The sequence below is a fragment of the Pantoea sp. AG702 genome (assembly GCF_003182295.1).
Classification (GTDB): Bacteria; Pseudomonadota; Gammaproteobacteria; order Enterobacterales; family Enterobacteriaceae; genus Pantoea; species Pantoea ananatis.
In genome coordinates this window covers 215,166-227,763 of record NZ_QGTU01000004.1, presented here as the reverse complement: position 1 = coordinate 227,763, position 12,598 = coordinate 215,166, and the positions used below count along the sequence as shown (strand labels likewise).

12 protein-coding genes are annotated in these 12,598 nt (G+C 41.2%); 7 read left to right on the top strand and 5 right to left on the bottom strand.

Annotated features, from left to right (window positions below):
- Positions 1–10 precede the first annotated feature (10 nt).
- From DFO57_RS13385 to wzzB, 7 genes are all read left to right on the top strand, one after another.
- Complete coding sequence (locus tag DFO57_RS13385) at positions 11–1,051, top strand: EpsG family protein (RefSeq protein WP_064374045.1); 1,041 nt, start codon at positions 11–13, stop codon at positions 1,049–1,051.
- The gene (locus DFO57_RS13380) at positions 1,052–1,900 is read left to right on the top strand and encodes a glycosyltransferase (RefSeq protein ID WP_064374044.1); all 849 of its coding nucleotides are present in this window, start codon (positions 1,052–1,054) and stop codon (positions 1,898–1,900) included.
- A complete protein-coding gene (locus tag DFO57_RS13375; protein WP_078828791.1) occupies positions 1,897–2,649 on the top strand; it encodes a glycosyltransferase in 753 nt (250 codons plus the stop codon). The genes DFO57_RS13380 and DFO57_RS13375 overlap by 4 nt, the downstream gene beginning before the upstream one ends.
- Positions 2,649–3,746: a glycosyltransferase family 4 protein gene (locus tag DFO57_RS13370; RefSeq protein ID WP_064374040.1), complete on the top strand. Its 1,098-nt coding sequence runs from the start codon at positions 2,649–2,651 to the stop codon at positions 3,744–3,746. The genes DFO57_RS13375 and DFO57_RS13370 overlap by 1 nt, the downstream gene beginning before the upstream one ends.
- Positions 3,709–5,376: an LTA synthase family protein gene (locus DFO57_RS13365; RefSeq protein ID WP_146206688.1), complete on the top strand. Its 1,668-nt coding sequence runs from the start codon at positions 3,709–3,711 to the stop codon at positions 5,374–5,376. The genes DFO57_RS13370 and DFO57_RS13365 overlap by 38 nt, the downstream gene beginning before the upstream one ends.
- 135 nt (positions 5,377–5,511) lie before the next feature.
- Positions 5,512–6,921: an NADP-dependent phosphogluconate dehydrogenase gene (gene gndA, locus DFO57_RS13360; protein WP_064374036.1), complete on the top strand. Its 1,410-nt coding sequence runs from the start codon at positions 5,512–5,514 to the stop codon at positions 6,919–6,921.
- A gap of 100 nt (positions 6,922–7,021) precedes the next feature.
- On the top strand, positions 7,022–8,038 hold the full coding sequence (gene wzzB / locus DFO57_RS13355; RefSeq protein ID WP_064374034.1) for an LPS O-antigen chain length determinant protein WzzB: 1,017 nt from the start codon (positions 7,022–7,024) through the stop codon (positions 8,036–8,038).
- A 134-nt stretch (positions 8,039–8,172) separates the two neighbouring features.
- Here the strand turns inward: wzzB and DFO57_RS13350 are convergent, their stop codons facing one another.
- The 5 genes from DFO57_RS13350 to DFO57_RS13330 form a co-directional block, all read right to left on the bottom strand.
- Positions 8,173–9,468: a succinylglutamate desuccinylase/aspartoacylase family protein gene (locus DFO57_RS13350; protein ID WP_110015415.1), complete on the bottom strand. Its 1,296-nt coding sequence runs from the start codon at positions 9,466–9,468 to the stop codon at positions 8,173–8,175.
- A 103-nt stretch (positions 9,469–9,571) separates the two neighbouring features.
- Positions 9,572–10,369, bottom strand: coding sequence for an ABC transporter substrate-binding protein (locus tag DFO57_RS13345; protein WP_014605468.1), 798 nt, complete (start codon positions 10,367–10,369; stop codon positions 9,572–9,574).
- A gap of 66 nt (positions 10,370–10,435) precedes the next feature.
- Positions 10,436–10,912, bottom strand: a complete 477-nt coding sequence (locus DFO57_RS13340; RefSeq protein ID WP_014605469.1) for a YbaK/prolyl-tRNA synthetase associated domain-containing protein — start codon at positions 10,910–10,912, stop codon at positions 10,436–10,438.
- Positions 10,899–11,234: a helix-turn-helix domain-containing protein gene (locus DFO57_RS13335; protein WP_110015414.1), complete on the bottom strand. Its 336-nt coding sequence runs from the start codon at positions 11,232–11,234 to the stop codon at positions 10,899–10,901. The genes DFO57_RS13340 and DFO57_RS13335 overlap by 14 nt, the downstream gene beginning before the upstream one ends.
- Positions 11,231–12,547, bottom strand: coding sequence for a type II toxin-antitoxin system HipA family toxin (locus DFO57_RS13330; RefSeq protein WP_014594062.1), 1,317 nt, complete (start codon positions 12,545–12,547; stop codon positions 11,231–11,233). The genes DFO57_RS13335 and DFO57_RS13330 overlap by 4 nt, the downstream gene beginning before the upstream one ends.
- Positions 12,548–12,598: the final 51 nt, after the last annotated feature.

The window sequence follows — 12,598 nt, the reverse complement described above, 5'->3', positions numbered from 1 at the left end:
CAGGTTGATAATGGCAATATATTTATGTATTTTTTTTGGGTTGGCATTATTTAGTCTATTAAATAATCAAAATAAAAAAATTTATTTTTTTTTCATTACCACTCTTTTTATATTGGCGGCTTTTCGTGGTGTTGATGTCGACCGAGATTATAAAACCTATATAAGCATTTACGAGTACATTATAGATGGTGAGCCTTATACTATAGAACCAACGTTTTATTTGATGAGTTGGGTCTCATATTTATTGACAAATTCATATGAATTGATTTTTATAGTATTCTGTTTCGCAGCGCTTTTTTATAAAGTGAAATATATAAAGCAGTTTTCACCTTATATATTCTTGTCATTACTTGTGTATTACAGTAATTTTTATTTTTTACATGAGATGACACAAATAAGAATTGGCGTTGGAGTGGCAATAGGCTTCTTTGCGCTAAAGTTTTTGGTGGAAGGTAATAAAAGAAAGTTCATTTATTACATCATTGCAGCCTGTTGTTTTCATTTTTCTATGGTTGTAATGCTTATCGCACTAAAATTTAATAGTAAAAAAATCAGTAGCAAATACATTTATATTATTCTGTGTTCAATAGGGCTTTGCTATTTCTCGATACTATGGAAAATTAACCCCGTTGAGTTGCTAGGATATTTACCTGTGCCTGTTATTCAGGAGAAGTTGAGAATATATAATTATCAAACGCAGCAGGGAATGATACAACCAGTTAACGTTTTTTCGATAATGCAATTGCTCCGTATATTTATTCTTATTTTTGTTTTTGCTTCTTATAAAAAGTTTAGCGGAGATGAAAGATTTGTTTTGTTTCTGAAAATATATGCTTTGTCACCCATTTGCTTAGTTTTATTTTCAGCTATTCCAGCCTTTGCGATAAGAATGAGTGAAATATTTGCCGTGGCTGAAATAGTATTACTACCAATGATCGTTTACAGATGTCAGCAAAAGAATCTTGCAAAGCTTTTAGTGATCTTATACAGCGCTTGTATTCTTTCTTTAAACTTATATCACAATCAAATTATTTCTGGATATCAATTTTAAATGGACATAAAATTCCTCCCAATTGTCGTTCTTTATAAAATAGGCTTGAGTCATTCAGACAGTATTAATAGTATACTTGACTCTGATGTAGAGGGATTAATTTCTGAGCTCTTTGTATATGACAATTCCCCTGCACGCGAAGGCAACAATGAAGTAATAGAAAGCTATCGTGGCAGGAAAGTATATTATATCACCGATTATTCTAATTCAGGTGTGAGCGCAGCTTATAATAAAGGACTATCAAAAGCTAAAGAGCTTAATTATGAGTATGTATTACTACTCGATCAAGACACGAAATTCCCTCCAGAATCAGTTGTGGAATACGTTAAAGCTATAAAGAATAATCCGCATATTAAACTAGTTGCCCCAAGGCTTAAAACTTCAAAAGGTGAACTATGTTCACCATTAAGATATTCACTGCATCGGGGATTTGTTCTAAAAGAAATTGAACCGGGAATTTATCCACTTGATCGCTATTCTCCTATTAACAGTGGCATGATGCTGAATACATCATCTGCCATTCAATGTGGTGGATATGTAGAAAAAGTATTTCTAGACTTTAGCGATTTTCAATTTATCGAAAAGTTAAAAAGAAATGTAGACTGTTTCTATGTCATGCCTTTATTAGTTATACAGGATCTTTCCAATGATGAACCTGATACTAATTCTTTATTAAATAGATTCAAAATCTATTGTAAGTGTGCAAGAAATTGCCATAGAAATAATTTTATTGATGATGCTATTTATTTTTTTATGGTTTTGAATAGAGCGATCAAACTTACTTTGAGAACGAAAGAAAGACAATTTATTCTCTATTTTTCCCGCTTTTATGTTCGAGGCCAAAAATGATTTCTGTTTGCATCCCAACGTTCAATGGTGAAGCATTTATTGAGGAACAGGTCAGGAGTATCTTGGCTCAACTAGACATCAATGATGAAATAGTTATCTCAGATGATAATTCTACTGATTCGACAATTAGTAAAATTAATAGCATCGGAGATAAACGTATTAAAATTTTTCAAAATTACAGAAGTAAACGCGATGATCAGCGTGATACACTTTATAAAGTTTCATTAAATGTGCAAAATGCGTTAAAAAATGCCAAAGGTGACTATATTTATTTGTCAGATCAGGATGATATCTGGATTGAAGGGCGCATAGAGAATACGATCGAGTTCTTAAAAGCCAATGAACCTAGACTAGTGGTTTGCAATTGCAAAATTATTGATGAACAAAAAAAAATAATTGCTGATTCTTATTTTAAATACATAAAGCCGAGCTCGAGTTTTTTTAGAACATTATTTAAAAGTTCTTTCCATGGTTGCTGTATGTCATTTAACAGAAAATTAGTTGAAAAGGCCTTTCCATTTCCCTTTGAAAGTCTCGGTCATGACCTTTGGATTGGTTTAACGGCTATTTTATATGGAAAAATCGAATTTACCGATAAACCACTCATTCACTATCGCAGGCACAGTGCGACAGTGACAACGACGGGTTTTAAAAGTGGCGCAAGTTTATCCTTCAAAGTTAGCTATCGAATCAGGACGATTAAAGCAATTCTTAGAAAAATTTTTAAAAGAGTTAATGAGAATAATTGATGAAGATAGCTCATGTTCAAGTAATACCAAAAATGTCTGGTGTTCAACAAATTTCTTTAGATATTCTTTGTGGCTTAGAAAAAAGTGGTTTAGAAAAGTATGTTATTTGCGGCGAAAATCCAACAGAACAGTTTGTGGAGTCGTTCAGAAATGCTGGCGTAGAAATAATCATTGTTCCTTCAATAAAGAGAAATATTGGGCTGGATGATTTAAAAAGTTTTATTGCGCTCTACAAAGTCTTTAAGAAATACAATTTTGATATTGTACACACCAATTCAACTAAACCTGGAATTGTAGCTCGAATAGCTGCAAAATTTGCGGGAATCAATAAAATAATTCATACGGTTCATGGGGTGGCGTTTCATAAATATGAAGTATTACCTAAACGTATTTTTTATTATTTATTAGAAAACTTTTCTACATTATTCGGTGATGTAAATATTACCGTTAATAAGAAATACATATCATACTATCCTTTAGTTAAGAGTCATTTAATTTACAATGGCGTAAGTATCCAAGATTATCAATGTGAGACAAAATATTTTCATAACGAATGTGGTTTGCATTTTGCATTTTTAGGCCGCCTGGACACACAGAAAAACCCATTAGAATTTATTGAAGCAGTTAACCTTCTCGTTAATAAATTTCATGTCAATAATAACATTAGATTCACATTGGCAGGTAATGGTGAACTTTTTTCTGAGTGCAAAACATTAATTACTAATTACAATCTTGAAGATAAAATTTTGATGCCGGGATGGATTACTGACAAAAGTGTTTTTTTTAATGACGTTGATGTACTTTGCCAGCCTTCGCTGTGGGAAGCTTTTGGTTTAGTTTTTACTGAAGCTGCACTTTTTCAAATACCCTCTATTGCGCATGGCGTTGAGGGTATACCAGAAGTGGTGCTCGACAACATTACAGGTCAGCTTTATAAAAACGGACCTGAAGAACTTGCTGAAAAGATGCTGTATTTAATCAATCATCCAGATGAAGTAAAAAGATTAGGCAATCAGGCAAGAAAACATACTCTTGATACTTTCACTAAAGAGCGAATGGTTGCAGAATATTCCAAAGTTTACTTCGAAAGAAAATAATTTTATAGATAATATAAAGAAAATGAATAAAAATAAATTTTTTTTATTTTTACATTCCATTGGTCTAATAATATTAACTTACCTATTACTAAACAAAATTAATCTTGATACAGATGTAGAATTAAATATTTATTTCGAAATTCTTTTATTTAGTTTTGCCTGCAGAGCTTTAGGCAGCCCTGTTCGTGTTGTTATCAGTCTTTTTTATGGCTTAACATTGGGTCTTCAGGTGTCCTCCTTGAGATCGACTGGGGATTTTGTTTCAACACTGACGTTGGATAATCTATCGGAGTTCAGGGCGATAGGGCAATCTCAGTTTATTGAAACGCTTCTTGTTACATTTACGTATTGTCTTGTTTCATTGACCTGTTTGATTCCACGAAAAACAAAATTTTCAGTTCATTTTATTATCCTCTTCATCCCATTGTTCTTTACTGATGGTGCTATCTCTAATTTTTCTTCAGCTTTGCATGGTTTTTATAAGCAATTAACCTACAAACCATCATATAATTACCCTGATATTGCAAAGAAGTATTTAAAATTTAATGTTTATGAGAGCTCGCATCATATTAGTTTTATCGAAAGTAAACCTAAAAATGTTATTATTATTTTTACAGAAGGCTTTTCTTCACGTGTTATTGATCGTGAGAACACTTTAGATCTCCATCTTACTCCAAATATCGATAAACTCTATGATGAAGGCGTTATAGTAAAAAATTATTATAATCATACTGCTGCTACATTCCGTGGGCTGCGTGGTCAGCTCACATCCGCATATCAATACAGAGATGGAACAAATAATAAAGTTGGTGGTTTTTTTCAGATCAGTCATAAAGAGGTAGAAACAAACTATTTCGGAAGGCTTATTTCTCTACCCTCTATTCTAAACGAAAATGATTTCAATACTTTTTTCCTCGCTTCGACAGAAAACGATAGCAATCTTAATGCCTTGCTAAAATCGATGCCTTTTCGAAAAGTTTATGGAATGGAAGATTTTGGATGGAAGCAGGGAGACAGGATGTCTGATAAAAAAGTCTTTGAATCCTTAAAGCAACTTCTTGAGAATTATAGCACAGACACACCTTTTTTTATTGGCGTATATCCATCAGGAACTCATCACGGAATGGATAGTCCAGATGTACGCTATAAAGATGGAAACAATAAAATCTATAATAAATTTTATAATTATGATTATCAGCTTGGAGAGTTTATTAATTACTTTAAAAAGTCTAAATATTACAATGATACGATATTAGTTATTACTGCTGATCATGCTTCTTTTCCTGCACCAGAATTTAAAAAAAGTTTTGACGTTGATACAAACTATTTTGTGGATAAAATCCCCTTGATTATTATTGGCGCTGGTTTGCAACGTACTGTAATAGATGGTACCGGTAAAAATAGTCTTTCTTTAACCCCAACGATTCTGAACATGCTTGGTATCAAAAATCACGCAAATTATTTTATTGGCTGCTCATTATTTGATAATAATTGTCATACCCCTTTTCAGCATATATCTGCTATTGGCGACGATATTTATATAATTAATAAAAATCCTGATGGTATTTATGAGGTTAATCCAGAATCGATAAATAAAGATATCTCTGAATATTATACTATTAGTGGTTAAATTTTTAACAGTTATTTGAATCTAAAGTTTTTGCGTGCTGTGCTACACTAAATTTAGTCGTTTTTTTCTACGAGAATATGCTAATCTGTGCTTATGCATATTGAGTCGCAACGATAAATCTGAAAGGAGTAAAAAATGTCCAAACAACAAATCGGTGTTGTAGGTATGGCTGTCATGGGCCGTAATTTGGCTCTCAATATTGAGAGCCGCGGTTATACTGTTTCAGTTTTCAATCGTTCGCGTGAAAAAACTGATGAAGTAATTGCTGAAAATCCAGGCAAAAAATTAGCTCCATTTTATTCTGTTGAGGATTTCGTCGATTCTCTTGAGAAGCCTCGTCGTATCTTATTAATGGTGCAAGCTGGAGAAGCTACTGATAAGACTATTGCATCTCTGACACCACATCTTGATAAAGGTGATATTTTAATAGATGGTGGCAATACTTTCTATAAAGATACTATTCGTAGAAATAAAGAGCTCTCCGATAAAGGATTTAATTTTATTGGTACAGGTGTATCTGGTGGAGAAGAGGGGGCGCTTAAAGGTCCCTCGATTATGCCCGGTGGTCAAAAAGAAGCTTACGAACTTGTTGCGCCTATTCTTAATAAAATCGCAGCGCGTGCCGAAGATGGTGAAGCCTGTGTGACTTATATTGGTTCTGATGGCGCAGGCCATTACGTTAAAATGGTTCATAATGGCATTGAATATGGTGATATGCAGTTAATCGCAGAAGCCTACTCTCTGTTAAAAGGTGCACTTAACTTAACAAATGAAGAGTTAGCCTATACCTTTACGGAATGGAATAATGGTGAGTTAAGCAGCTATCTCATAGACATTACTAAAGATATTTTCACCAAAAAAGATGAAGATGGTAATTATTTAGTTGATGTCATTTTAGATGAAGCAGCTAATAAGGGGACAGGCAAGTGGACGAGCCAGAGTTCTCTCGACCTCGGTGAGCCGTTATCATTAATCACAGAATCTGTATTTGCTCGTTACCTTTCTTCTCTTAAATCTCAACGTGTCGCTGCTTCTAAAGTTTTAAGTGGGCCAGTAGCCAAAAACTTCACCGGAGATAAAGCTGAATTTATTGAAAAAGTTCGTCAAGCTTTGTATTTGGGTAAAATTGTTTCTTATGCACAAGGCTTCTCTCAACTAAAGGCTGCATCAGATCAATATAACTGGGATCTGCAGTATGGTGAAATTGCCAAAATTTTCCGTGCAGGTTGTATTATCCGCGCTCAATTCCTTCAGAAAATTACTGATGCTTATTCCGCGGATGTGAATATTGCTAATTTACTTTTAGCGCCTTACTTCAAGAAAATTGCTGATGAATATCAACAGGCACTACGTGATGTTGTTGCTTTTGCCGTTCAGAACGGAATCCCGACACCAACCTTCTCGTCAGCAGTTGCGTATTATGACAGCTATCGCTCAGCAGTTCTGCCTGCTAATTTAATTCAGGCACAACGCGACTTCTTTGGTGCGCATACTTATAAACGCATCGATAAAGAAGGTGTGTTCCATACGGAGTGGCTCGAATAAAATATAATAAAGCCTCTTTTCTAAGGGAGGCTTTTTAATTATTGTCACTCTGGCTCTTTGACTCACAATTAAAGGTAATTCGAGCTGAATTAATGAATTTATGACTAATAAAAGCAATACAAACGACGAGCATTCATCCTTACATGGTGGGTACGTGAAAGAGCAGCCTGATTCCGATATTGATTTATTTGATTTAGTCTTACAGCTATGGCGCGGTAAGGTTGTAATCATTGTTACCGTTATTATTTCTGTTTTAATTGGTTTGGTTTACATCAACGTCGTGAAAGAAAAGTGGGTTTCTACATCGACGGTAACTCTTCCTGCCGCTGGGCAGGTCGCGAATTACAATGCTGCATTGAGTATCGTTTATGCTGACTCTCCGCAGGATAAACCTTCGCTCACTGGGCTCCAAACTCAAATGTTTAATCGTTTTACTGCTTCAATGAGCGCGTTAGCTGGGGCTCTCGCTAACCTTGAAAAGCCTCTAACGTTGACTTTAACGCCCGTCAAGGGTAGTGACGACGCGGTAAGCATTTCATTTGTCGGACAAAGCGCAAGAGAAGCCCAAATGCAACTGACTCAATATATTTCCCAGGTCAACGATGAGGTTGTTAAAGACTATGGCGATGATATTAAAAGAAATTTAAGCGTTAAAACACGTGAGCTCACCAATACCTTAGATACTTATAAGCAAGTTGCATTGAACCAAAAAGAGCACCGTCTTGATGTCATAAAACAGGCTTTGAAAATCGCCGATGCATCTAATGTAGGTAAGTTACAAGTTAATCAGGCAGAGTTTCTTTCTGATGATACTTTATATTTATTGGGGAGTGATGCACTTAAAGCTATGGTAGAGAATGAAAACTCCAAACCATTAGATTTCAGCAAAGAATATTATGACGCGCAACGTGCTTTACTTGCTGTCACGCATTTAAAAATTGAGGTTGATAACCTACAGTCTTTTCGTTACATCTCGCAGCCTGACTTACCACTTAAACGCGTTAGTCCTAAAAAAGGCTTAGCTTTGATTCTTGCATTTATAATTGGCGCGCTTCTAGGATCATTTATAGTTATTGGGCGTAATTCACTCATTATTTATCGTAATCGGGGCCTGTAAAAATTTGAAAGGTTGGCCTGTATTTTGACCAACCTTTTATTTTCTGTGCTCAGGCTTGAGCCATATAACTTCGTTTATCAATGATCTAATCTAAAAGAAGATAATTACGCATTCTATTATGATTAAATGCCATTTTAAACCAACAAATCCCCACTCCGCACCGACTTCTCTCCCGCCAGCCTCAACACCAGCATCCCTGCCGTGGCAAATCTGGCCCAGTGCCGGGCATAAAGTATCCCGCCAAACTCCGCCACCAGTGGCGTGATATGGTCCGTTACCGGATCGACAATCTCCGCCACCACTTCACCTGGCCTGATAAGGGCGCCCAGCGGTTTACGATGCAGAATCAGTCCCGAGACGGGCGAGTGAACGTATTCGCAACCGGCAAGCGGGGTGGGCGGATTTTTCAGCGCAGGTGATGATGCTGACGTACCCTCGGTGTGACGCTGCTTAATAATCCTGCTTTCATCGGCAGCCTGAGCAAGACCCGGAGCCCCGAGTCCTGTACCGCTCTCATCAACGCCGACTAAATCTTCGCCTCCGCTGGCGACGGATACCAGCTCATCCCCGCCAATCACCGGTGCCGCGACCTCGACAGAAACGGCAGCCTCATCGGCGGTAATGTAGCCCGATTCCTGCAGCGCGCTGATAATCGCATCGGCATCCTGTTCCGCCTGCTCTGGCGACACGTCGCGTACGCCACGGAGTTCAAGGGTTACGGGTAATAAACCCTGCGGCATGGGGAACTGTTCGGCAAAACGTTCTGCCAGCGTCAGCCAGGGCTCACAACAGGCTTCATCAAATGGCTCCCCGCCGGAAACTTGTGCCAGCAGCTGAACTTCACTACCTAACCAGCGTGCCAGCGGTTCGACCGCAGGCCATGCGTGCGGTGTGGTATAGAGGTGCGGCAGGGCTTCCCAGTCGCAGTGTAGATCGATCATTAAATCCGCCTGGCTCGCCATGCGCATGAGCGTGAACCGCTGCGCTTCCAGCTCCGTTTTCGGTACGGTATCGCGGTAGTAGCGATCGATTGCATCACGAATCAGTCGCTTGTTTTGGGTTTCGTTTGGCGTCAGTACGCCAGCCAGATCGTTAGCCAGCGTGGTGCCGAGTGATGGAAACTTACGGTTAAAGTCTTGTCCAGTCTGCGTATGGAAGCGTCCCAAATGGTTGCCATGCCAGTGCTGGCCTAGCGCAATAGGATTTGAAACCGGGATCAGGGTGAAAGAGGCTTTTAACCGTCCGGCTGACTCCAGCGTTTGCAGACGTTGTTTCAGGTACCACGCAACCGCCATGCCAGGTATTTCATCGCCATGTAAGGCAGCCTGGATATAAACCTGTCGCGTAGCGTCATCGCCAAAATGAAAACTGATAATTTCACGCTGGGTGCCGAGAGAGGCGCTTAACAAGGGGTGATGTTGTTGGTACATACCGTGTTAATGTCCTTTTGTCGGTTCAGGGCACAAGGGCCGCCCATAAAGTCATTGAGTATAGCCCTGCACAGGCAGGAGAGCGAAAAAGCCCGCCATGACGTTACTTCTGAATCGAAATATCGGTTGAGAAATAGCGCTTCTGAATCTTATCAAAGGTGCCATTTTTCTTAATTTCATCAAAGGCTGTATCCAGCGCGGTCTTCAGCTCGGCATCCCCTTTACGCAGACCAATCGCCGTGCCCGGTCCAATAATCGGATCCTGAACAATCGGGCCTGCCAGCGCAAAATCTTTGCCCTGCGGCTGTTTCAGAAAACCATTGGCGGCCTGCGCCGCGTCGGTAAAGACCGCGTCAAGGCGTCCGGCCACTAAATCGCTTTCCACCTGAGCCTGATCGCCGTAAGGCACCACAGTCACGCCATGCGGCTGCCATTTTGCGCGGGCATAACGTTCCTGCACCGTGCCCTGTTCAACACCCACCGTTTTCCCTTTCAGCGACTCTGGCGTCGGTAACAGGCCAGACCCTTTGCGTGCGATAAGCTGAGCGTGGGTATCGTAAAGCGGCTGGGTAAAGTCTATTTGCTTCAAACGCTCTTCTGTAATGCCCATGTCAGACAGGATGGCATCGAATTTACGGGCTTTAAGTGCCGGGATCATGCCGTCGAACTGACTTTCCACCCACACGCACTTCGCCTGCATTTGTGCACACAGGGCGTTGCCTAAGTCGATATCGAACCCTACCAGTTTGCCCTGCGGGGTTTTTGATTCGAAAGGCGGATAGGTGGGATCGACGGCGAAGCGGACCTGTTCGATTTTTGCCTGTGCGCCGAATGCGCAACCAGCAAGCACGGCCAGTGCAAGCGCAGCGCGCAGGCGAATTTTGAGGGTTTTCGTTGCCATAGTTCAGATCTTCTGTTGTCGTAATGTTGTATTACGCAGAGTACCTTTCGACCGGGATGATGGCAATTAGAGGATGATTTTCACAGTGTTAGCCCCACAAAGTGCACGGTAATCCTTGATGTTCAGGATCACTGAGTGGTCCAGCACGCCCGCATTAAACGCAATCTCATCGTAACGTTCAAACAGCAGCGGATCGACTATCGGCAGCAAATCAGGATGAAAACTGAACGGGGGAATCGCACCAAATACACAGCCCGTCAGCGCATCGACCTCCGCAGGCGAGGCAAGGGATGCCCGACGTCCTCCCACCGCTAAGGCCACTTTACTGAGATCGGCCTGCTGGTCGGCGGGCAGTACCGCCAGAACATGCTGTTTGATCCCATTGCCTTTCACATGGCACACCAACGCCTTTGCACCCTGACCGATTTCCGTGCCACGAATCGTTGCCACCGCTTCACATTTGCCGGTCGCTTCGTGCTGCATCAGGCGATAACGTGCGCGATTTTGGTCGAGTAGGGCAATTAATTTTTCATGAGTAGTCACGGTTCTCTTCCTGAGCAGTGAGTTGCAGCATCAGTGTCTGCAGCATATGTGGTTGACGCGGTAGCACGCCAGTTTTCAGACCCAGCGGTCTTAAGGCCCGGTTGAGCGTACTCAGGGTCGTATTTTCTTTGTCCTGCTCGATATCTGATAGTGTCCGGCGGCTAATTCCTGCCAGCGCTGCATAGCGTTCCTGTGAAAATCCCAGCACGTTTTTGCGAAGCTGCATCAGGAGTTCACCCTGTGACAATTTTTCTTCAAGAAACTGCTGAAGAAGGTTTAGCAGCATTGCCTCACGTTCAAACGGTGACAGCGTTTTCTTCATAGTTGCCAGCCTTCAATACGCTGATCCAGATAATCAAACCCAAGAGCCGGCATAGTCAGAATTGATGCTGGTATACCTCGCTGAAGCAGACGCTCTTTGAGTCCGATAAGCTGTCGGGCCAGTACGGCCAGCTCAGCCAGTAATCTGTCCGATGGCACCAGGTCATCCAATGCGGCAGCAATCTGTTGCCATTGATATTGTCCCCCCTCCTCAAAAGGCGCCCCCCATTGCGTCGTGCGTACCACGCCTTCAGGATCCGCTTTCATCGGCGCAAAATCATAGATGGGTGCAAGCCACATGCCGGTGTCCTTTTTCAGAATCGCGCTGTTACGACCATGATTATCAGAATTGCCAAACGCAATATTCAGCATGTCACGTTTTACCCACTCAATGACGAACGCCTCTTGCGCGCGTCTGTCAGGATTAAGGTGTGTAATCAGCGTGCTAATTACCTCAAAATGATTGAGATAGCTGCCTGGCGGTTTTCGCATTATTGAATAGACAGATTCCAGACCATACATCACTTTTTCGCCCGCGATGTAAGACACATCAAAGCGGGGTAACCATAAGGAAGGATAACGGCTACCTTCACACAACTTCATTTTTTCACAGGGAATGGTGTCGAAACCCATCGACGCTAATTCATGATAGTAGTGGTATTCGGCGCGAAGTATGTCGCAATCGATCGCGCTGCGCGCGCCGCGCGGATACTTCACCAGATAATGCGCATCCTGATTGTGTACATCGTCCTGCCAAGTATCTATCCATACCTCATCCTGTGGCGTATAGCGCAATAAGAGTTTTGGCGCTTCACCGCCAGCCCCGGTCGCTCCACCGCTGGCTGCACCCATTTGCTGAGCGTACGCCAGAAAATCACTGTCACGTTCGATGGCCCATTCAGACGGAAAACGTCGGTCACGTAGCTGACTTTGCGCGGGTAACGCGGGTATCGACTCTTTGATGCGCTGGTTTCCCACTGGTGCAATTGTGCCAGATTTCAGCAACCAGAAATCCTGCTCAGCGGCAGACTTTCCCTGTAACCCAAGCTGCTGAATCCAGTAACGTCTACTGGCACCTGCAGGCATAATGTCATCCAGAAAGGTAAACCACGGACGAGCCGCATAGCTGCCAATAAGCATGACCGGGTAATTCAGACTGCAGCTGGCATAATCATTCCGATCAAGATATTCAACAGCGTAGTCAAAGTTATAGGCGAGTAAAGCGGGACTTTCACGTCCCTGGTGGGGATGTTGGATATTGAGCTGGGCAGCATCATGCCAGCGGCCCTTAATAAACAGCTGGAGTGTGAGCATGACAACTCCTGTTGAGCAACATTATGCTCAATAATAGCGTTTAATTAATTT

Excerpts from the sequence above, each read along its gene's own strand:
- DFO57_RS13370 (WP_064374040.1), top strand. The coding sequence starts at position 2,649 with ATGAAGATAGCTCATGTTCAAGTAATACCAAAAATGTCTGGTGTTCAA.
- DFO57_RS13375 (WP_078828791.1), top strand. The coding sequence starts at position 1,897 with ATGATTTCTGTTTGCATCCCAACGTTCAATGGTGAAGCATTTATTGAG.
- DFO57_RS13345 (WP_014605468.1), bottom strand. The coding sequence starts at position 10,369 with ATGGCAACGAAAACCCTCAAAATTCGCCTGCGCGCTGCGCTTGCACTG.
- DFO57_RS13385 (WP_064374045.1), top strand. The coding sequence starts at position 11 with ATGGCAATATATTTATGTATTTTTTTTGGGTTGGCATTATTTAGTCTA.
- DFO57_RS13335 (WP_110015414.1), bottom strand. The coding sequence starts at position 11,234 with ATGAAGAAAACGCTGTCACCGTTTGAACGTGAGGCAATGCTGCTAAAC.
- wzzB (WP_064374034.1), top strand. The coding sequence starts at position 7,022 with ATGACTAATAAAAGCAATACAAACGACGAGCATTCATCCTTACATGGT.
- gndA (WP_064374036.1), top strand. The coding sequence starts at position 5,512 with ATGTCCAAACAACAAATCGGTGTTGTAGGTATGGCTGTCATGGGCCGT.
- DFO57_RS13330 (WP_014594062.1), bottom strand. The coding sequence starts at position 12,547 with ATGCTCACACTCCAGCTGTTTATTAAGGGCCGCTGGCATGATGCTGCC.
- DFO57_RS13350 (WP_110015415.1), bottom strand. The coding sequence starts at position 9,468 with ATGTACCAACAACATCACCCCTTGTTAAGCGCCTCTCTCGGCACCCAG.
- DFO57_RS13380 (WP_064374044.1), top strand. The coding sequence starts at position 1,052 with ATGGACATAAAATTCCTCCCAATTGTCGTTCTTTATAAAATAGGCTTG.